We start from the raw sequence: 19,957 nt of genomic DNA, 5'->3' as shown, positions 1-19,957 counted from the left end.
TTAACGAATATAAAAAGTGAGTAAGCAGTGTCGCCAAAACGCATTTCTCGAGTCATTTACCCTGGTACTTTTGACCCTGTGACCAACGGTCACCTTGATCTTATTGAACGTGCTGCAACCATGTTCGATGAAGTGATCGTTGCCGTAGCGGAAAGCCCAAGTAAGAACACCATGTTCAGCCTGGAAGAACGGGTTACATTCACTCAGGAAGTCACCAAACATTTGGATAATGTCACATCAAAGGGGTTTTCTGGTCTCATGGTAGATTTTGCCCGTGATGAGCAAGCCAATGTTTTGATTCGGGGCCTGAGAACCACGGTCGACTTTGAGTACGAATTTGGTTTAACCAACATGTACCGCCGCCTATTACCTGGTCTGGAAAGTGTATTTCTAACACCAGCAGAAGAGCATGCGTTTATCTCTTCAACCATAGTCCGAGAAGTCGCGATTCATGGCGGAAATGTCGAGCAGTTTGTTCCCGCCATTGTTGCTAAAGCGCTAGAAGATAAATATCAGGAACGCTCAAGCGGCTGACATTCCGGGCAGTAGAAGGTGTTTCTCTGCCCGATCTTCACCTCTTCGATTTCTGATTCACACGCTTGGCACTGCTCTCCAGTACGTCCATACACTTGCAGCACCTGAGCAAAGTAACCCGGCTTGCCATCCACTTGGTTGAAGTCTTTTAATGTCGTCCCGCCTTGCTTAATTGCGGTTTCCAATACAGCAATAATATTTTTATGCAGCAATGCGAGCTCGTCATCAGTGAGTTGATTGGCAGGAGTTTGTGGATGAATACGAGACATAAACAGTGACTCATTGGCATAGATGTTCCCCACCCCTACCACCACTTTATTGTCCATGATGAACTGCTTCACCACCGTTTTTTTACACTTGGCTTTATCTACAAAATATTCAAGGCTGAACTCTTCAGTAAGAGGCTCAGGACCAAGGTGGCTTAATACTTCATGTTGTTCGCCCGGCTCTGCATGAAGCCAGGAACCAAAGCGGCGAGGGTCGTTGTAGCGAAGCACTTTGCCATTTTTCAAAACCAGATCCACATGATCGTGCTTTCCCGGTTCCATCATCGCATCTAGAATTCTTAAGCTGCCAGACATTCCCAAGTGCACCACGGCACTTCCTGCTTTGGTTTCAATCATCAGGTACTTGGCGCGGCGAGTAATGTCTACGATCTCTTCTCCAACCAACGATTGAAGGCTATCTGGCACCATCCATCTGAGTTTCGGTTGCCTGACGTGTATGGCTTTGACCTTCTGCCCTTTTAGATGAGGCGTAATACCCAATCGACTCACTTCAACTTCTGGCAACTCTGGCATCTTAAATCCTTGATTAGACTGTCTGCGTAGCAATAGCGTAGTATTATATACATAAATACTTCTGTTTGAGGCACTCAATGAAGCTATCCCGCCGTGGCTGGAATAACGTTCTGATCTTAGCGATCTTGGCATTCATCGCCATCATCAATGCCCCTAGTGTTCTTCGGGAACATTTTGGTTTAGGGCAGACAAGCGCTTTACCTTATGTATTGGACCCCAATGAAAAGCCCGTTGCACTGCACTTTGCACAGTGGTCAGTAGAAAATGCGAATAATGAATGGCAATCGACCAGACAGTTGTCTGTTGAACCGCTTCAAGCTGCACTTCGCTGGACGGAATTGACAGGGACTTCCGTAGATCAAGCCACTTACAACAAACTAAAAGACAACCTTCCCCCAGCCAGAACTCTAGAGGTTTGGTACTCAAACGTCGAAGAGCCCGCGAGAATCACGTTTTATCAAACGCCGAGCTTTTGGTTATTGCAAAATTGGGAAAAAGAGTGGGTTGCGGTATCAGTAGATAAACAGTATTTGTTCCCGTTTTTGTAGCAACCTGAATCTCACCTTGGAGAGCAGGCAATAAAAAACCCAGTCGGTTGACTGGGTTTTAAATTTTTACAAAGATTTTAAAAATCAATTACTTGATTTTCGCTTCTTTGTACATAACGTGCTTGCGTACAACTGGATCAAACTTTTTGATCTCAAATTTGCCTGGCATGTTACGCTTGTTTTTGTCAGTTGTGTAGAAGTGACCAGTTCCAGCAGAAGATACTAGACGGATTTTCTCACGAATGCCTTTAGCCATTGTTCAATTCCTCTTATACGTTCTCGCCACGAGCACGGATATCAACAAGAACAGCTTCGATGCCTTTCTTATCGATGATACGCATACCCTTAGCAGTTAGACGTAGTTTAACAAAGCGCTTTTCGCTTTCTACCCAGAAACGATGAGTTTGTAGGTTCGGCAGAAAACGACGCTTGGTAGCATTTCGTGCGTGTGAACGGTTGTTACCCGTTACTGGACGCTTACCAGTTACTTGGCATACTCGGGACATGAATGTCTTCTCCAAATCGTTTCAGCTCGATATCAACCTTGGTGGCCGAACCTCTCTATCTATCATTAGAAGACTGGAGGCCAAAAACCGTTATGGAATACCCATACAAGGCTATCAAAGGTCGCGCATTATACTAACTTGATATGCATTGCTCAAGTCCCGAACAGATCCTTTTTCAAGGTTTTCGAGATCTTTTTTAGGCAGAGCTGATTGAGGTTCAAAAATTTCAGTGCGGGGATGATAGCAGATTCTGACCACCAGACAACAAAAATGTGACTTTCCCACAGGCTAAATTCCCACTCTGTAAGCCTTGGTACCTATCTTTCTATTTTTATGACGGTTTTCATGCGAAAAAGGTCATAAGCTTTTATATCCAGCCCCTTTCTGCAAAAGACACCACCTCGCCATCTCCAATCACAAAGTGATCCAAAATACGGATATCTACCAATGCCGTCGCATCCACCAACCGGCGTGTGATTCTTCGGTCTGCCTGACTGGGCTCTGCAACACCTGAAGGGTGATTGTGGGCGAGAATCAGCGCAGCAGCATTATGATGGAGCGCCCGCTTGACCACTTCTCTGGGATACACAGAAGCCGCATCAATGGTGCCTTCGAACATCACTTCATCCTGAATCACCCGGTGTTGGTTGTCTAAAAACAGTATATAGAAGGCTTCTCGGTGCCTATCTCGCAAAATACTCGAAAGATAAAGCTTGGTGTGTTCTGGGCTGGTCAGTGCATCTCCTCGCTTTAACGTTTCGCCTAGGTAACGCTGAGTCATTTCCAGTACGGCTTGAAGTTGCACGTATTTCGCCTGCCCCAAGCCTTTGCGCAGACAAAATTCTTCTAAGCTTGCAGAAAACAACGCCCTCAGCGACCCAAACTCTTTTAACAAGAGAGAAGCCAATTCAATAACGTTGGTGCCTTTAATGCCCGTTCTTAAAAAAATTGCCAATAACTCAGCATCCGTTAGAGCACTGGGTCCCTGATGAAGTAATTTTTCTCTGGGTTGGGATTCTGAGGGAAGATGCTTAATGCTCATACCGACTACTCCAATCATAGAATTGGGCGTATTGGATAAGGGATAGCGTATGTTATCAATCCAGATTACGGATTCTTCGAGCGACTTTAGAACTTCATGAAACTGAGGATTTGGTTAATTCCATTCAGATGCGGGAAACAGATTCCCGCATCCGTCCGAGCTTATCCTACGTCTGGCCTTGGTGTATTCACCGTTGAAGGCGGCAGTGCAGGCAGCACCACCTTGGGTTGGTCCCCAGTTAGAGACTTGAGAAACTCAGTGATCTTAGTCGCTTCTCCATCCGTTAACGGCTGACCTAACTGGATGTCTGCCATGGTTTTCACCGCTTGTTTGAGATCCCACTCTGAGCCGTCGTGGAAGTATGGGTAAGTCAATTCCACATTTCTAAGAGTCGGGACTTTAAACACGAAGCGATCAAAGTCGTTCCCCGTAATCGCTTTTCGTCCTTCATCTGGGTTATTGGTTTCAAACGGCTTCACCAAGCCCATTTTTTGATACATCTGCCCACCTAACAGAGGTCCTGCGTGACAAGCGGTACAGCCTTTCTGTTTAAATAAGGCATATCCCTCTTTCTGCGCATCTGTCAGAGCGGTTTTGTCTCCTTTTAACCACAAGTCAAAGGGGGCATTCGGGGTTCTCAGCGTCTTCTCAAACTCCGCAATGGCAACCGTCACCTCATCAATATCAAATTCCTTCTTACCAAACGCCTCTTTAAATAGAGCTTGGTATCCCGGGATAGATTTAATGGTATCGACCGCCAAAGTATGGGTAAACGCCATTTCTTTTGGGTTTTCAATAGGGCCTGCGGCCTGAGCTTTGAGATCCTCCGCTCTTCCGTTCCAGAACTGGACAAAGTTCAGCTCTGCATTAAGAACAGTGGGAGAATTAATAGGACCGATTTGCCAGCCATGACCAATAGAGCTGGGAAGGTTATCCACCCCTCCAGTCGCGAGGTTATGGCAAGAATTACAAGAGATGGCGTTTGATTTGGACAAACGTGGGTCAAACCACAGCTTTTTTCCCAGTTTCACCAAGGATGGATTTAAGCCTTCAACAGGTTCTATCGCTTGAACAGGTTCCTGTGAAGACACTTGGGCTTGCACGCTAAGCGATAGCGCGCTCAATGTTACCAGTGTTTTTATTTTCATTGTTGTCTTCCTTAAATTGCCCAAACATTGTCTGTTTGGTATTCCGACATCACATAGGTGGCAGCAAGTAAACACCTGACAACAAAGCCTGTTTTACAAAAACCACACTATGTATGAGCCATTAAAAATAAGTGATGAAAAAAAGAACAACGCAAAAAATCGATTGGATTTATCGACAAATTAGATGAATAAATGAGCATTTGCTTATTTATCTTCAATTTCAGTCAATTATTCACATGCACCTGTGTGGTTCTCATTAATGAGTCAGAAATTTATCTCAACCTTTATTGATTAAGGTCAAAATATAACCACATGAAAAATATACGGTTCAATACCAAATATTGACCTCAATAACCCAGAAAGAAAGCGAACAACAAACTGTCAGGTCTTATAGACAACTTCATAGCTCTGAGATTTAAATGACTGGGATTCACACCAGCGCTCGCGAGCTGCGGTAGATATGGTAAGGTTTACACAGGAATAGCTTGAGAAACAAAACATGCAGACATTAGCTGGAAAGAAAATACTGTTAGGGATCAGCGGCGGGATTGCTGCTTATAAATGTGCAGAGCTGACACGTCGACTGACTGAACGAGGTGCCACGGTTCAGGTTGTTATGACTAAAGCAGCCAAAGAATTCATCACACCGCTCACTATGCAAGCCGTCTCGGGAAGACCCGTTTCCGACAGCTTGCTAGACCCTGCTGCCGAAGCGTCGATGGGTCACATTGAGTTGGCGAAGTGGGCAGATCTTGTTTTGCTTGCCCCTGCTACCGCTGATCTTATTGCTCGTATGGCAGCCGGCATGGGGAACGATTTACTGACGACATTAGTGCTCGCAACCGACGCGCCGATTGCGGTATCCCCGGCGATGAATCAGCAAATGTACGCCAATGTAGCCACTCAATCCAATATTCAGACACTCGCCGATCGAGGAATGCACATTTGGGGACCCGCTTCTGGTGAGCAAGCCTGTGGGGATGTGGGTAAAGGTCGAATGCTAGAACCAATGCAACTGGTTGGGTTCTGCGAGGAATTCTTCACGCCTTCTGAACTTGCGGGTAAATCCGTCGTAATCACCGCAGGCCCCACTCGCGAAGCGATCGACCCGGTCCGATACATCTCCAATCACAGCTCTGGAAAAATGGGCTTTGCCATTGCAGATGCTGCAGCAAAGTTGGGAGCCAATGTCACCCTAATCAGTGGGCCTGTTTCTTTAGCCACACCAGTAGGCGTTCAAAGAATGGATGTCGACAGTGCCGTCGAGATGCATCAAGCCGCGCTTGAACAAGCTATAAAGAGTGACGTGTTTATCGGCTGCGCCGCCGTGGCCGATTACCGCCCGGAATCTGTTGCCGATCAGAAAATTAAGAAGACTGATGACAGCGACAGCATGACCGTCACCATGGTGAAAAATCCAGATATCATCGCTTCGGTAGCACAGCTTTCAGAAAACAGACCATTCACCGTCGGCTTTGCCGCCGAAACGCAAGACGTTGAAACCTATGCTCGCCGTAAACTTTCAAAGAAAAATCTCGATATGATTTGTGCGAACGACGTGTCCATCTCGGGGCTTGGTTTCAATAGCGACAGCAATGCGCTCCACCTATTCTGGCAAGACGGCGACAAGGTGTTACCAACCACCAGCAAAACTGAACTTGGCAAAGCATTGATGAAAGAGATTGCGTCGAAATTGAGCTAATCACCAAATTCAGTAGTATTAAATGATTACTGAAAAATGCGATTTTCTCTATTCAGCGAAAATCGAGACTTCATCTCTAGCCTACTCTGCAAGCTGGCGCTAAAATGCTGGCTTGTAAATTTTCTGCCAAAATTAAGGAATGGACTGAATGACCGGCAACCGAAAATCCAATCGTCGTGAAGAAATCCTGCAGGCACTGGCTGAGATGCTGGAATCCGCTGATGGAGCATCCCGCATTACTACAGCTAAACTAGCCAAACAGGTAGGCGTCTCAGAAGCCGCGTTATACCGTCATTTCCCAAGCAAAGCTCGCATGTTTGAAGGGCTAATCGAATTTATCGAAGATGCTCTGATGTCACGTATCAATCGTATCCTTGATGAAGAAAAAGACACACTTCAACGTATTCGCCTCGTCATGCAGCTCATTCTGGCATTTTCGGAACGCAACCCAGGTCTCACACGTATTCTATCTGGTCACGCTCTGATGTTTGAAAATGAGCGTTTAAGAGAACGCATCAATCAGCTGTTCGAACGCATCGAAACCCAGCTTCGCCAGATCCTACGTGAACGCAAATTGCGTGAAGGCAAATCTTTCCCGGTGGACGAGAGCATTCTTGCGACTCAGCTACTTGGTCAGGTAGAAGGTAGCTTAAACCGCTTTGTCCGTTCCGATTTTAAGTATCAGCCAACCGACAATTTTGAGGAATACTGGGCACTACTTAGTGCGCAGATTCAGTGATTCATTCATGAAAGAATTCGAAACTGCCACCTTCCACAAAGGTTTACTCCACCCTCGATACTGGCTTGTCTGGTTTGGTTTTGGGCTGCTTGCCCTAATTGTGACGATTTTTCCTTACCCGGTCCTTAAGAAATTGGGGCGAGGTCTGGGGAAGCTTGTTGCACCATTGATAAAAAAGCGCGCCAAAATCACTCACAAAAACCTTGAGCTTTGTTTCCCTGATATGGAAGAAGCGGAAAAACAGCGCATTACCGATGAGGTATACAAAAATTCTGGCCTCGCTTTAATCGAAACAGGTATTGCCTGGTTTTGGCCAACATGGCGGTTTAAACGCATCATCAACTTCAAGAATCATCAGCATGTTCTTGATCTTGAAGCTCAGGGAAAAGGTGTACTGGTGGTGTGTACTCACATGCTAAACCTTGAAATCACCGCGCGCGCCTTTAGTTTGTTTGCCCCAGGGTATGGGGTATATCGACCTCACGAGAACCCAGCGGTGGATTTTATTCAGAACTGGGGACGCACTCGTTTTGGTCATCAAATGGTGGATCGCGAAGATGTACGCGGCATGGTACGAGTCCTTAAATCAGGCGGACGTTTGTGGTACCTGCCGGATCAAGACTACGGCAGCCAGAATTCCGTGTATGTCCCATTCTTTGCTTATGATAAAGCTTGCACACCCTCAGGAACCGGGTTTCTGGTAGACATGGGTAAATGTGCCGTTATTACCGCTTCCAGCCTTCGTGATGGTAACCAGTACTGCCTGGAAATCGACAGTGATATCAGTGCCAACTTCCCGCGCCGGGATCCAGAAGGCGCAGCCGTTGTGATGAACCATGCTATAGAGAAAGTCATTACACGCGGTATGGACCAGTACATGTGGATGCACAGACGATTCAAAACCATGCACGACGGCAGTGAACGCGGACATCTTTACAACGATTAACTCTTTGTAAAAAATCAAAAAAGACAGCCAAGGCTGTCTTTTTTGTTGTCCAGAAAGTGACTAACTTTGGTTAGTTAAATTCCATATTCTGCTCGGTACGCTTTTACCGCTTCAAGCTGCTCAGGGTTACCACCCTTCTCTTCCAGGTAAGTAATTAAATCTGTCAGGCTGACAATTGAGGTCACTGCACAACCAAAGTCGCGTTCTACTTCTTGAATGGCAGACAGTTCACCTTTGCCTTTCTCTTGACGGTCAATCGCGACCAAAACACCCGCTAAGTCTGCACCGTTGGCTTTGATGATTTCCATCGACTCACGAATCGCGGTGCCTGCAGTAATCACGTCGTCCACCAACATGATACGACCTTCAAGTGCGCTACCTACCAAGTTACCGCCTTCACCGTGGTCTTTGGCTTCTTTTCGGTTGAAACAGTATGGCGTGTCTACATCGTGGTGATCAGCCAACGCCACTGCGGTTGTTGTGGCAATTGGGATCCCTTTATATGCAGGACCAAACAACACATCAAACTCAATACCCGAATCTGCCAATGCAGCCGCGTAGAAGCGACCCAGCTTTGCCAAATCACGCCCAGTATTGAACAAGCCAGCGTTGAAGAAGTAAGGGCTCTTACGACCTGATTTTAAAGTAAACTCACCAAACTTAAGCACTTCTTTCTCTAGTGCAAACTCAATAAAATCACGCTGGTATGCTTTCATTTTTCGCTCTCTAATGATGGTTATAATCGAAACCAAGGAAGGTCAATGCCTTCTCCGGTTTCTGCTCAAAAAAATAGCCCCTCAATGAGGAGCTACCTTTCAAAATCAATTCTCTAACGCTTTTTTCTGTGTTTCTACAATGGTGCCAATACCGGTCTTCGCCAGTGCCAGCAGCTCAAGTAATTCTTCGTGGCTGAACGGTTCGCCTTCTGCGGTGCCCTGAACTTCGATCATACGACCATCTTCTGTCATGACCACGTTCATATCCGTGTCTGCTGCGGAATCTTCAACGTACTCCAGGTCGCACAGCGCCTTGCCTTCGACCACACCAACCGACACTGCAGCCACATGCCCTTTCATCGGGTTGGCTTTCAGTTTGCCCTGCTCAATCAGGTATTGGAACGCATCTGCCATAGCGACGCTTGCACCGGAAATCGATGCTGTACGCGTTCCGCCATCGGCTTGAATCACATCACAGTCAACGGTAACCATGATTTCACCCATGGCTTCCAAATCCACCACTGCGCGCAGGCTACGAGCAATAAGGCGCTGGATTTCCATGGTGCGTCCACCTTGTTTACCACTAGCAGCTTCACGACGGTTACGTGTGTGTGTGGCGCGAGGTAACATGCCGTATTCTGCGGTCACCCACCCTTTACCCTGACCTTTCAGCCAACGAGGTACGTTTTCTTCCACACTGGCATTACACAGTACTTTGGTATTGCCAAACTCAACCAGCACAGAGCCTTCTGCATACGCTGTGTAGTTACGAGTCATTTTGATTGGGCGAACTTGGTCCGCAGCGCGATCGTCTGGACGCATGGAATCTTTACCTTATAAGGGAGGCGAATCGGATTGGGAGCAAAGTATATAGGAAATCGCTCGGGCTGCCTACCTGTATGGCGTGTTAAGAGGGAACTAAACATCTTGTCAATTATGTTTAGCCAGATCGCTTAGTGAGTCTTTCCAACAATGGTAATTTTGTATGCACAAAAAAACACCGTTTGTTTTCAAGCTAGTGCGAGGTACTCCATGAAAAAATTCCTTATTGTAGCGATAGCAGCGTCGCTTTCCGCATGTGGCGGTGGCAGTGATGACTCAGGCTCTTCTTCAAACAAAAACTCTTCTAGTAACAAATCATCTTTCAACATACAAAGTCGTCCTGATATCGCTCTTACAGAAGCTCAAATCAGCCAGTTAAGATCTGAATCATTCAGTGCTCTCAACAAAACTGGTTTCAAATCACCAAAACACTTCGAATAAATTGCGGAATAAGGAAAACCCACATGAATAAGACAACCTTAGCTTTGCTTATTGGTGCTTCCATAGTGAGTGTCGCCTCTTTTGCCAGCGAGCTGAATAACTTACAGGGCTACTACAAATCGAAAGCTTCCATTAGCCATACAGCCAAGAAAATTCAGCAAAACAAAGTAGAATTTATGAACCTGGATGAGGCTCTAAAAACGCTTTCACCAGGTAACTCTCCTCAAACACTTCGCTCGATTTCTGATATCGCCAATGGCAAAGGGCAAGTCTATCTGGACACTTACAAGAAGTTTAATCTGAGTAACAAAGTGTGTGTGGTTGGCAAAGGCGGAGCAACGATTGCTTTCGAAGCCAACGATGGCGACACTAGCTGCTCATTTAACGCTGGGAAAGTATCAAAAGCGATGGCGAAGTCCAGTAAGGGGCTGACTTTCTACCAGCAATTTGGCACAGGTTCAAACGCACAATATTCAATAGACAGAATCAGTGCTGATGGTTCAAAACTATCGTCTAGTTTCTTATTTAGCTTTAAGGGTCAACTGGTTGGCGAAGTTGCGATAGTTAATAAAGCACTAAAATCCGGGCTTTACACGGTTGAACATTATTCTGACTATGGATCAGCGGATGGTGATAAATACGCATACAAAGCCTACCAATGGACCAACGAATTTAGCGAAAGCTCTGACGCTACAGTAAACACATTTTCGCAATTGTCAGCGACGAATGTTCCTCCTTATTACTGGGCAGCAACAGATACCGTGAAAAAAGTACCCGTGACGTCAAACGCCGAGCACTTCACCGTATCGCAAGTTCAACAATTCCAACAACCTGTATCGGGTGGTGTAGCCATTAAATATAATTACTCTGCAGCCGATCCTGGTGACCTCATTGCCTACATTTTTAACAATGAAAATAGACTGGTTGGATTGAGTCCTGATGCTTGTACGATTAAACAAATTGCTGATGGAAAATCGCCAGTGGTTTGGTACAAAGGCTGGAACCGAGGGACAAGCTGTGGATCTGCGGGAGCGAATTCGGAGAAAGTATCTTCAACCACTTTGCTAAATGATGCGAGCAAAGCTATTCCTGTTAACACTCTTCAGTCCAGTGCAAAGACAGCCATCGAAGCAGTTGGAAACCTGTCGACATCAAATTCAAAAATGACAGACCAGCAATTCAATGCATTAAAAGCCAAATACGAAAGTGCGCTGAAAACGTTCTCTAACTTTAATAGCCTTGAGTTTTGGAAATAATTTACCCAAAAGGTTCATCGAAAGGCAGCACTCGCTGCCTTTTTCTTTAAGCTAAATTTGAAGCCTTTGGTTGTCTATCCCTGTTGATGCACAACTGTGCTACTATACCGCCCATTCGACATTTTCATCTCCGCGAGCAAAGGATAATTCAATGATCTACAGCATGACTGCTTATGCACGAAAAGAAATCAAAGGTGACTGGGGCAGCGCAGTTTGGGAGATTCGCTCCGTAAACCAACGTTATCTGGAAACTTACTTTCGATTGCCAGAGCAATTTCGAGGTCTTGAGCCTATCCTGAGAGAGCGTTTTCGTAAGAAATTGGCGCGCGGTAAGGTGGAATGTCACCTGCGCTTTGAAGCTAATCCAGCAGCCAAAGGCGAAATCACCATCAATCAAGATTTGGCTAAGCAAGTGATCAATGCTGCAAATCAAGTGATGTCGATGACGGGCGAAGAAAGCCGCATTAACCCTTTCCAGGTGATGAACTGGCCAGGCGTGATGGAAACGCCAGAGCAAGACATGGACGCTATCAATAAAGAGTTGCTTGGCGCATTTGATGAAGGCTTGAAAGACTTCATTGATGCTCGTGGACGCGAAGGTGCGAACATGAAAGCGCTTATCGAGCAGCGCCTGGAAGCCATCACTGAACAAGTCGTCAAAGTACGTGCTCGCATGCCAGAAATTCTAGAGTGGCAACGTGAACGCCTGCTGTCTAAATTCGAAGAAGCGAAGATTGAGCTGGACGGCTCTCGCGTTGAGCAAGAACTGATTCTACTGGCTCAAAAATCCGACGTTGCAGAAGAGTTAGACAGGCTCGATTCACACGTAAAAGAAGCCAATAACATTCTTAAGAAAGGCGGCGCATGTGGTCGTAAACTCGACTTTATGATGCAGGAGTTCAACCGCGAATCCAACACCCTAGCTTCTAAGTCCATCAGCACCGATATCACGGCATCTGGCGTAGAACTGAAAGTGCTGATCGAACAAATGCGCGAGCAAATTCAGAATATTGAATAAATCAAACAAAAAACGGGTCACTAATTATAGTGACCTGTTTTCATTAGAGGTGTTCGTTTCGGCTACACACCAAGCTTTTCACAGGCTTTAGCGCTTAAATGCAACCCTAAGAGTAATACAGCAAACGTTGCTACTCCAACAATGAACATCATGACGACAAACTCTATGTTTCCGGTTTCACTGGCTGAGGCAGAAAGATCAATACCTATTATTTCCGCACCAATATGCGCTGCCAGCATACCGGCTGCGCCAGTAAAAAAACTTACAGGTATGAGAAGCAGGTGTCTCACCACTCGTTTAAATAAAGAATCAGCTTCTAATGTATATATGTGTTTCATATTAAGTAACCACCTACAAGTGCTTAAAAAGTACACCTCGCTCCAACATTAAAACTTCCGCTTCCAGAATCACCTGAGCTATTTGGGCTTGTATGTCAACTAACAAACATTGGTGCCTGCCTTGCAAATGAACGTCACCGACATCACGGCATCTGGTGTGGAACTGAAAGTGCTGATCGAATAAATGCGCTAGTAGATCCAGAACATCGAATAACAAGAAGGGAGAGGTCGCTAAAATAACGACCTGTTTTCATCGGGCATATTGGTTTCAGCTACACACCAAGCTTTTTACACACTTTGCCGCTTAGATATAAACCTAATAAAAATACAGCGAATGTTGCTACACATCCAAAAAACAATGCGACAAACCCAATGTTTCCAGTTTCACTGGTAGGGGCAGAAAGATCTATACCTATCAATGACGCAACATAATGTGCTACTAGCATACCAACCGCTCCAGCCAAAAAGCTAACTGGTATTAAGAAAAGATGCCTCACCACCCGCTTAAAGACAGTATCAGCTTCCAATGTATAAATATGTTTCATGTTGTCCCTAAAAAACAAACGATCCTAACCTAACTATTTAAAAAAACGTCTTTTTTCGTTGCTACTACTGTGATTTGGGAGTGACTCCACACATTCTTGTACCTGAAAATGTGTCTAACTTAATCAGTCATGCAAGAAATTACTTTGTCAAAGAGACAGGTTGAGAGATTTTGTTTTTGTTCTGGTAATCTATGTGAAACTTTTTCAGGCAGTTAACTCATAATACGAACTCTGGCCTTACTTACTACGCGAATACTGACCACACCCCGAGTAAACAATGATAAGAAACATCGTAAAACTCTTTCTATTTTTCTTGCTGACAGCATTTTCCAGCAAACTGATTTTTCTATCCGCTGCCAGTTACATTCCAATCAGTATTTTCAGTGCAGATGGTGCCCTAAGTCTGCTCTACGGATTGAGATTTGATGCCACCATCGCAGCATTACTCACCGCTCCTGCTGCATTAGCCTTATTGGTATTGAACTTTATTCGCTTGGATATGCGCTGGGCAGTGCGCTTATGGGCGGCGCTTGCATCTTTATGGATCGTCGGCACTACGGCATCTGACACCATTTACGCCGAAGATGCACGAAAGCATGTCACCTTTGAATTGTTTACGGCTTCAGGTCTGGTGGATTCGGTACTGATTACCGCTTTCACCTTATACTACCCTCTCATCATTCTGGGGCTTGTGCTCAGTGTGGTATCGGTCTTTATTAGCTGGCGTATCCGTTGGGTCAATATGAAAACCAGCCGACTCACAGTTGGTAAATACACGCTGGCAACGTTGTCTTACTTAGTGCTTACCGTCACCTTTATCCGTGGTGGTTGGTTTGATGCTCCTCAATCGCCGATGAGTGCCTATAAAATTGGTCACAACGATCAGGCGTATCTGGCGTGGAGCGCCCCCTACAGCGTGACCTATTATCTAGCGAATGGAAAACACAAATCGGTTTCCCGCGTAACAGCAAGCCCAGATGAGTCCGTACAAGAGGTATTTAAAGCGGCACTCAACAAAGAAAGTCAGGCGAATATCAGTAACCTGAAGAAAGCGAATGTCGTCTTAATTTTGCTGGAGAGCTGGGTTTCTATAGATATGAATAGTGAGAATCCCGCTCATCACTCCACACCGTTTTTCGATGAGCTACGCGCTAAGTCGCTGACTGCAGATGCCATGTATGCCGATGGCTATCGCACTGTGCAAGGTGTGTTTGCCAGCATGTGCAGCTTCCCGAACCCAAATGGTGGTATCGTGGCGGGTACACACCTTCAAAACAGCAAATATAAATGCTTGCCGCATATGCTTCGTGAACAAGGCTGGGATACCCGTTTTATTCAGGGAAGTGGTAAAGGGATCGTAGGTGCCTATTCTCAGTCTCTTGGATTTACCGAATCTTACGGCAAAGAAGACTTTGACTTTGAAGCGCCTCATAACGAATGGGGATTCCAAGACGACAGCATTTATCGTTTCTCAATGGATCGAATCAAAGAAATTCAGAACAGCGATTCTGACTCACCATTTTTCGTCACGATAAATACAGGCACCACCCATGGTTCTATTTTGCCAAACGAAAGCGATTACACTTTTGGTAAAGAATCGATGCCTGAACTTCGTCGCAGTACCATGCATTATGCCGATCTTGCGTTGAAAGACTTCATTAAAGAACTGCATGAAACAGTGAAAGAGCCAACTTTAGTGGTCATGATGTCGGATCATACCGCGAAGATTGTCGAGCCAGGTCTAGCCAAAAACTCCATCCCGTTCCTTATCTACGCGAATGACGGCAGTGTACCGGCTCTGCACCACAAAACCGCAGTATCTCAGCGGGACGTCGGTGCAACGATACTTGACTGGCTTGGGGGTTCCGCTCCTTGGTTTACCGGCAGTTCATTACTGGATGAAAATTTTAACGGGCAATCAAGCTTCTCAGACGGCAGCCTGTTCTTTTGGGTCGATGGTAAAAACATGATAACCATTGAATCCAGCAATCACGAATTACAACAATGTTTCCATATCCAGAAAGACACCGTGACTCTACAAAAAGCCGACTGTTCAGAACCTTGGGTCGAACCTTTGTACCAACAAGGTCGAGATTTTAATGCCCTTACCCAAGAACTTCTGTTCAACGGTGAAACAACCCAATATCGGGATATATTTAGCCAGAAAAACTAAACTCAAAGGGCGAAGACAAGCATTGAGATGATCGAACAAAAAATGCTATCCTTTCGCCCCATTTTTTAGGCATCTTATCCTACTGTGATTTAAACTTGCAGGCAGGTAACCAGGAATCAACAAGCGGAATTTTCATGGGTAAAGGTACGTTATACATAGTGTCAGCGCCAAGCGGTGCAGGTAAATCTAGCTTGATTTCAGCGTTGTTGGAGAAAAACCCAACCTACGCAATGAAAGTCTCTGTATCTCATACAACTCGTGGCATGCGTCCTGGTGAAGAAGATGGTGTCCATTATCACTTCGTTAGCAAAGATAAGTTCGAAGAACTGATTGAGCAGAAAGCGTTTTTGGAATACGCCGAAGTATTCGGAAACTACTACGGCACATCACGCCCGTGGATTGAGGAAAACCTAGAAAAAGGCATTGATGTGTTCTTAGACATCGACTGGCAGGGCGCGCGTCAGATTCGCGAGCAAATGCCACTGGCTAAGAGCATTTTCATTCTTCCACCTTCAAAAGAAGAGCTGGAACGTCGTCTTAACGCACGCGGTCAGGACAGTGAAGCTGTGATCGCCAAGCGCATGAACGAAGCACAATCTGAAATTTCTCATTACAATGAGTATGATTACGTCATTGTAAACGATGACTTCGACACCGCAGTGGTCGATTTCAAAGCGATCCTTCGCGCTGAACGCCTGAAGGAAGACAAACAAGCCGCTAAATACAGCAGCATGTTAACAGCGCTATTGGCCGAATAAGCTATTAGACTGTATAATTTCTCGTCATATTAAATTTTTAGTTAAATATTGGAGTCCTCATGGCACGCGTAACTGTACAAGACGCTGTTGAAAAAATTGGCAACCGTTTCGACTTGGTTCTGATTGCGGCACGCCGCGCTCGTCAAATGCAAACTGGCGGCAAAGATTCACTAGTGCCAGAAGAGAACGATAAGCCAACGGTTATCGCACTTCGCGAAATCGAAGAAGGTCTTATCACGAAAGAAGTTCTGGATGCTCGCGAGCGTCAAGAACAGCAAGAACAAGAAGCAGCAGAACTGGCGGCAGTTAGCAGCATCGCTCACAACCGTTAATCGCTCCACTTCATAAAAATTCCGGGCCCGTAATTTGTATCTTTTTGAAAGCCTAAAAGAAGTTGCCCAAGAATATCTGACAGAGCCTCAACTTGAGGCTCTGAGTCGATCTTATGTGGTAGCAAGAGACGCCCATGAAGGGCAAACCCGCTCTACTGGCGAACCTTACATCATCCATCCTGTTGCAGTTGCACGTATCCTCGCAGAAATGCGTCTTGATAACGAAACCCTGATGGCAGCCCTGCTGCACGACGTTATCGAAGATACCGAAGCCACCAAAGAAGATTTGGAAGAGCAGTTTGGCACTACGGTAGCCGAGTTGGTCGACGGGGTATCTAAGCTGGATAAGCTTAAATTCCGCGATCGAAAAGAAGCGCAAGCCGAAAACTTCCGCAAGATGGTGCTCGCCATGGTTCAGGATATCCGCGTTATCCTGATCAAACTGGCTGACCGCACGCACAACATGCGCACGCTTGGGGCACTTCGCCCCGACAAAAAGCGTCGCATTGCTCGTGAAACTCTGGAAATTTATGCACCGCTGGCACACCGTTTAGGTATCCACAACATCAAAGTGGAGCTGGAAGAGCTTGGATTTGAAGCCCTCTATCCCAACCGCTACCGCGTTCTGAAAGAAGTAGTGAAAGCGGCTCGTGGTAACCGTAAAGAAATCATTCAGCGTATACACTCTGAAATTTCTGGTCGCCTGGAAGAAATGGGGCTTGAAGCACGTGTCTTTGGTCGCGAGAAGAACCTGTTCTCCATCTATAACAAGATGCGCACTAAAGAGCAGCGTTTCCATACCATCATGGATATCTACGCATTTCGTGTCGTCGTCGATTCTGCCGACATGTGTTATCGTGTACTCGGGCAGGTACACAGCTTGTACAAGCCACGTCCGGGCAAGATGAAAGATTACATTGCAGTCCCTAAGGCCAATGGCTATCAGTCTCTGCATACCTCGATGGTAGGCCCTCATGGCGTGCCGGTTGAAGTGCAGATCCGTACCGAAGATATGGACCAAATGGCAGACAAGGGTGTCGCGGCACACTGGTCTTACAAATCCAACGGTGATAAATCCGGTACAACGGCGCAAGTGAAAGCCCAGCGCTGGATGCAAAGCTTACTAGAGCTTCAGCAAAGTGCTGGTAACTCTTTCGAATTCATCGAAAACGTAAAATCTGATCTGTTCCCAGACGAGATTTACGTCTTCACGCCGAAAGGTCGTATCGTTGAGCTTCCTGTTGGCGCAACTGCCGTCGACTTTGCTTATGCGGTGCACACCGACGTAGGCAACATGTGTGTTGGTGCGCGCGTTGATCGTCAACCATACCCACTTAGTAAGTCACTGAAGAATGGTCAGACTATTGAGATCATCAGTGCGCCGGGTGCTCGCCCGAACGCTGCCTGGTTGAACTACGTAGTGACTTCACGTGCTCGTACTAAGATCCGTCAGGTTCTGAAAACCATGCGTCGTGAAGAGTCCATTACCCTTGGTCGTCGATTACTCAATCACGCATTGGGCGACAACTCGATTTCAGACATCAAGCAAGAGAACATTGATCACGTACTGGCAGAGCTAAAAGTGGAATCGCTCGACGATTTGCTGGCAGCTATTGGTCTAGGTGAATTGATGAGTATTGTGATTGCGCGTCGCCTGTTAGGTGATGTGGATGAATTGACGGAAACCGAAAGCTCCGATCCGAAGAAAGCCAAGAAGAAACTGCCGATTCGTGGCGCCGAAGGTATTTTGCTGACCTTTGCCAACTGTTGTCACCCGATTCCAGACGATCACATCATTGCACACGTCTCTCCGGGTCGTGGCTTGGTGGTACACCGTGAAACCTGCCCGAACGTTCGTGGTTATCAGAAAGAACCGGACAAATACATGGGTGTTGAATGGTCGAACGATTACGATCAGGAGTTCATTACCGAGCTTCAAATCGACATGCAGAACCATCAGGGCGCATTGGCCGCACTAACCAGCGTGATTTCCCAGACGGGTTCAAACATCCATGGCATCTCGACTGAAGAGAAAGACGGACGCTTGTACACAATCACCGTACTGCTGACGACCAAAGATCGAGTCCATTTAGCTGGCATCATGAAGCGCATTCGCGTTATGCCACAGGCAACCAAGGTTCGCCGTCGCAAACATTAATTGCTTTAAAGCCTCTTCTCTCATGAGAAGAGGCTTTTTCAGAGTTTCTTATGAATTTAGACCGTTACCATCGCATTCAAACCGTGCTTAAAGCGCGCCAGCCAGATTTAACCCTGTGTCTGGAAGAAGTCCACAAACCCAACAATGTCTCCGCCATCATCCGCAGTGCCGACGCCGCAGGCGTTCATAAAGTACACGCTGTGTGGCCGGATCCAAAAATGCGTACCCTAAGCCATACCTCTGCAGGAGCAAGAAACTGGGTTGAAGTAGATACCCACGAGTCCATTGACGACGCCGTAGGCGTATTGAAAGGTCAGGGCATGCAGATTCTGGCAACCAACCTGTCAGACACGGCTGTGGACTTTCGTGAGATTGACTACACCAAACCAACCGCAGTTATTCTAGGCGGCGAAAAGCATGGCATCACCAAGCACGCTCTATCCATGGCGGATCAGGACATCATCATTCCTATGGTCGGTATGGTGCAGTCTCTGAACGTATCGGTCGCCAGTGCGCTGATCTTGTTTGAAGCACAGCGTCAGCGTCAGAATGCGGGAATGTACGATCGCAGTGAGCACGCCCTGCCAGAAGAAACCATTCATCGAATTCTGTTTGAACGAGGGCATCCGGTATTGGCGAAAGTCGCCAAGCGCAAAGGGCTACCTTACCCTCCTCTTGATGAAGAAGGTCAAATCGTGGCTGATGAAGCTTGGTGGGCAGAAATGCAAAGAAAGTAGTCATCAGGGTCTGTTAACCTTTCGCGGTTAAGTTTTGTTCGAGTTCTATGTGATTTAATCGCGGCGCAAGGTCTTTAGCTTAGTCATTCTAAGCAAATACCTTGCAACAAAGAGTAAAGCACATAGAAACGAACCCTTCGGGCAGCATTTGTGGCTCCTTTCTACTGTGTTACCGCTTATTGATGTAGAGCGGCTACACCGAATAAGCGTTGCCTTGTATAAAGCACCCACAAATGGCTGCAAAAATCAGCTCGAAAGGTCAACAGACCCTAGCTACTTTCTTTTTATATCTACTGAGACACGTGCTCAACAACATCAATTCTAAAGCCTGCCGGGTCTTCCACCATAAAATGTATCTGCCCCCAGACTTCTTCTTTTAAGGGCATCGCCAGCGTGAGTTTGTTTTCCATCGCCCATTCATAAGCCGTTTGTGCATTGGCAACCTCCAATGAAATCACGTACCCATCCTTCCCCATTTGAGGGTGAAGAAACTCCGGTTGTGTCGCATGGGAAGGGACTAAGAACCCCAATTGAATGCCGCTCTCTGACACAAGATGCAAATAGAATTCAGGGTCATAAAACACGGCTGTAAAACCAAATGTCACTTCATAAAAGTGTTTGAGCGCTTCCAGATCATTCGCCACCATCACTGGAAACATCGCTTGTACATCAATCATCACTCTCTCCTTGCTGTAGTA

23 protein-coding genes are annotated in these 19,957 nt (G+C 46.2%); 13 read left to right on the top strand and 10 right to left on the bottom strand.

Annotated features, from left to right (window positions below; translation table 11 throughout):
- Positions 1-27 precede the first annotated feature (27 nt).
- Positions 28-534 (top strand): pantetheine-phosphate adenylyltransferase, encoded by a 507-nt coding sequence (gene coaD, locus INR79_RS00880; protein WP_022552050.1) that lies wholly within the window; start codon positions 28-30, stop codon positions 532-534.
- Here the strand turns inward: coaD and mutM are convergent.
- Complete coding sequence (gene mutM, locus INR79_RS00875) at positions 513-1,334, bottom strand: bifunctional DNA-formamidopyrimidine glycosylase/DNA-(apurinic or apyrimidinic site) lyase (protein WP_223095579.1); 822 nt, start codon at positions 1,332-1,334, stop codon at positions 513-515. The genes coaD and mutM overlap by 22 nt on opposite strands.
- Positions 1,335-1,411: 77 nt before the next feature.
- Here mutM and INR79_RS00870 point away from each other — a divergent pair, with 77 nt between their 5' ends.
- Positions 1,412-1,882, top strand: a complete 471-nt coding sequence (locus tag INR79_RS00870) for a hypothetical protein (RefSeq protein WP_223095577.1) — start codon at positions 1,412-1,414, stop codon at positions 1,880-1,882.
- Between the two features lie 88 nt (positions 1,883-1,970).
- Here INR79_RS00870 and rpmG read toward each other — a convergent pair whose 3' ends face one another.
- From rpmG to INR79_RS00850, 4 genes are all read right to left on the bottom strand, one after another.
- A complete protein-coding gene (rpmG, locus tag INR79_RS00865; protein WP_004405486.1) occupies positions 1,971-2,138 on the bottom strand; it encodes a 50S ribosomal protein L33 in 168 nt (55 codons plus the stop codon).
- A 13-nt stretch (positions 2,139-2,151) separates the two neighbouring features.
- The gene (rpmB, locus tag INR79_RS00860) at positions 2,152-2,388 is read right to left on the bottom strand and encodes a 50S ribosomal protein L28 (RefSeq protein WP_004405487.1); all 237 of its coding nucleotides are present in this window, start codon (positions 2,386-2,388) and stop codon (positions 2,152-2,154) included.
- Between the two features lie 367 nt (positions 2,389-2,755).
- Complete coding sequence (radC, locus tag INR79_RS00855; protein ID WP_022552053.1) at positions 2,756-3,430, bottom strand: RadC family protein; 675 nt, start codon at positions 3,428-3,430, stop codon at positions 2,756-2,758.
- A 161-nt stretch (positions 3,431-3,591) separates the two neighbouring features.
- Positions 3,592-4,572 carry a cytochrome-c peroxidase gene (locus INR79_RS00850; RefSeq protein ID WP_316606961.1) on the bottom strand — a complete coding sequence of 327 codons (981 nt, stop codon included), beginning with the start codon at positions 4,570-4,572 and terminating at the stop codon, positions 3,592-3,594.
- Positions 4,573-5,077: 505 nt separating this feature from the next.
- Between INR79_RS00850 and coaBC the strand changes: the two genes are divergently transcribed.
- From coaBC to lpxL, 3 genes are all read left to right on the top strand, one after another.
- Positions 5,078-6,280, top strand: coding sequence for a bifunctional phosphopantothenoylcysteine decarboxylase/phosphopantothenate--cysteine ligase CoaBC (gene coaBC / locus INR79_RS00845; protein WP_223095573.1), 1,203 nt, complete (start codon positions 5,078-5,080; stop codon positions 6,278-6,280).
- A gap of 148 nt (positions 6,281-6,428) precedes the next feature.
- The gene (gene slmA / locus INR79_RS00840) at positions 6,429-7,019 is read left to right on the top strand and encodes a nucleoid occlusion factor SlmA (protein ID WP_004405494.1); all 591 of its coding nucleotides are present in this window, start codon (positions 6,429-6,431) and stop codon (positions 7,017-7,019) included.
- Between the two features lie 7 nt (positions 7,020-7,026).
- Entirely contained in the window at positions 7,027-7,965 is a 939-nt protein-coding gene (gene lpxL, locus INR79_RS00835; protein WP_022605214.1) for an LpxL/LpxP family Kdo(2)-lipid IV(A) lauroyl/palmitoleoyl acyltransferase, read from the top strand.
- Between the two features lie 74 nt (positions 7,966-8,039).
- Here the strand turns inward: lpxL and pyrE are convergent, their stop codons facing one another.
- Together pyrE and rph are read right to left on the bottom strand one after the other, a co-directional pair.
- Positions 8,040-8,681, bottom strand: a complete 642-nt coding sequence (gene pyrE / locus INR79_RS00830; protein ID WP_223095571.1) for an orotate phosphoribosyltransferase — start codon at positions 8,679-8,681, stop codon at positions 8,040-8,042.
- Positions 8,682-8,786: 105 nt separating this feature from the next.
- Positions 8,787-9,503: a ribonuclease PH gene (rph, locus tag INR79_RS00825; RefSeq protein WP_223095569.1), complete on the bottom strand. Its 717-nt coding sequence runs from the start codon at positions 9,501-9,503 to the stop codon at positions 8,787-8,789.
- Positions 9,504-9,713: 210 nt separating this feature from the next.
- Here rph and INR79_RS00820 point away from each other — a divergent pair, with 210 nt between their 5' ends.
- From INR79_RS00820 to INR79_RS00810, 3 genes are all read left to right on the top strand, one after another.
- Positions 9,714-9,944, top strand: a complete 231-nt coding sequence (locus INR79_RS00820) for a hypothetical protein (RefSeq protein ID WP_004405940.1) — start codon at positions 9,714-9,716, stop codon at positions 9,942-9,944.
- A gap of 23 nt (positions 9,945-9,967) precedes the next feature.
- Positions 9,968-11,200 (top strand): hypothetical protein, encoded by a 1,233-nt coding sequence (locus tag INR79_RS00815; RefSeq protein ID WP_223095567.1) that lies wholly within the window; start codon positions 9,968-9,970, stop codon positions 11,198-11,200.
- Positions 11,201-11,351: 151 nt separating this feature from the next.
- Positions 11,352-12,218, top strand: coding sequence for a YicC/YloC family endoribonuclease (locus INR79_RS00810; protein ID WP_022605219.1), 867 nt, complete (start codon positions 11,352-11,354; stop codon positions 12,216-12,218).
- 62 nt (positions 12,219-12,280) lie between these two features.
- Here INR79_RS00810 and INR79_RS00805 read toward each other — a convergent pair whose 3' ends face one another.
- Together INR79_RS00805 and INR79_RS00800 are read right to left on the bottom strand one after the other, a co-directional pair.
- A complete protein-coding gene (locus INR79_RS00805; protein ID WP_223095565.1) occupies positions 12,281-12,556 on the bottom strand; it encodes a hypothetical protein in 276 nt (91 codons plus the stop codon).
- A gap of 272 nt (positions 12,557-12,828) precedes the next feature.
- The gene (locus INR79_RS00800) at positions 12,829-13,101 is read right to left on the bottom strand and encodes a hypothetical protein (RefSeq protein ID WP_004405944.1); all 273 of its coding nucleotides are present in this window, start codon (positions 13,099-13,101) and stop codon (positions 12,829-12,831) included.
- Positions 13,102-13,378: 277 nt separating this feature from the next.
- On the opposite strand from INR79_RS00800, the gene INR79_RS00795 reads away from it, so the two are divergent.
- From INR79_RS00795 to trmH, 5 genes are all read left to right on the top strand, one after another.
- Positions 13,379-15,274: an LTA synthase family protein gene (locus INR79_RS00795; protein ID WP_223095563.1), complete on the top strand. Its 1,896-nt coding sequence runs from the start codon at positions 13,379-13,381 to the stop codon at positions 15,272-15,274.
- A gap of 134 nt (positions 15,275-15,408) precedes the next feature.
- Positions 15,409-16,032, top strand: coding sequence for a guanylate kinase (gene gmk, locus INR79_RS00790; RefSeq protein WP_004405946.1), 624 nt, complete (start codon positions 15,409-15,411; stop codon positions 16,030-16,032).
- A 59-nt stretch (positions 16,033-16,091) separates the two neighbouring features.
- Positions 16,092-16,364 (top strand): DNA-directed RNA polymerase subunit omega, encoded by a 273-nt coding sequence (gene rpoZ / locus INR79_RS00785; protein WP_004405947.1) that lies wholly within the window; start codon positions 16,092-16,094, stop codon positions 16,362-16,364.
- A 34-nt stretch (positions 16,365-16,398) separates the two neighbouring features.
- Complete coding sequence (gene spoT / locus INR79_RS00780) at positions 16,399-18,522, top strand: bifunctional GTP diphosphokinase/guanosine-3',5'-bis pyrophosphate 3'-pyrophosphohydrolase (RefSeq protein WP_004405948.1); 2,124 nt, start codon at positions 16,399-16,401, stop codon at positions 18,520-18,522.
- 50 nt (positions 18,523-18,572) lie between these two features.
- On the top strand, positions 18,573-19,259 hold the full coding sequence (trmH, locus tag INR79_RS00775; RefSeq protein ID WP_004405949.1) for a tRNA (guanosine(18)-2'-O)-methyltransferase TrmH: 687 nt from the start codon (positions 18,573-18,575) through the stop codon (positions 19,257-19,259).
- Between the two features lie 290 nt (positions 19,260-19,549).
- On the opposite strand, the gene INR79_RS00770 is transcribed toward trmH, so the two are convergent.
- Positions 19,550-19,936 (bottom strand): VOC family protein, encoded by a 387-nt coding sequence (locus INR79_RS00770; RefSeq protein WP_223095561.1) that lies wholly within the window; start codon positions 19,934-19,936, stop codon positions 19,550-19,552.
- Positions 19,937-19,957: the final 21 nt, after the last annotated feature.

The organism is Vibrio sp. SCSIO 43132, assembly GCF_019904195.1.
Lineage (GTDB): Bacteria > Pseudomonadota > Gammaproteobacteria > Enterobacterales > Vibrionaceae > Vibrio > Vibrio nigripulchritudo.
The sequence above is the reverse complement of the archived record's forward strand: the minus strand, read 5'-3'. Positions and strand labels throughout refer to the sequence as shown.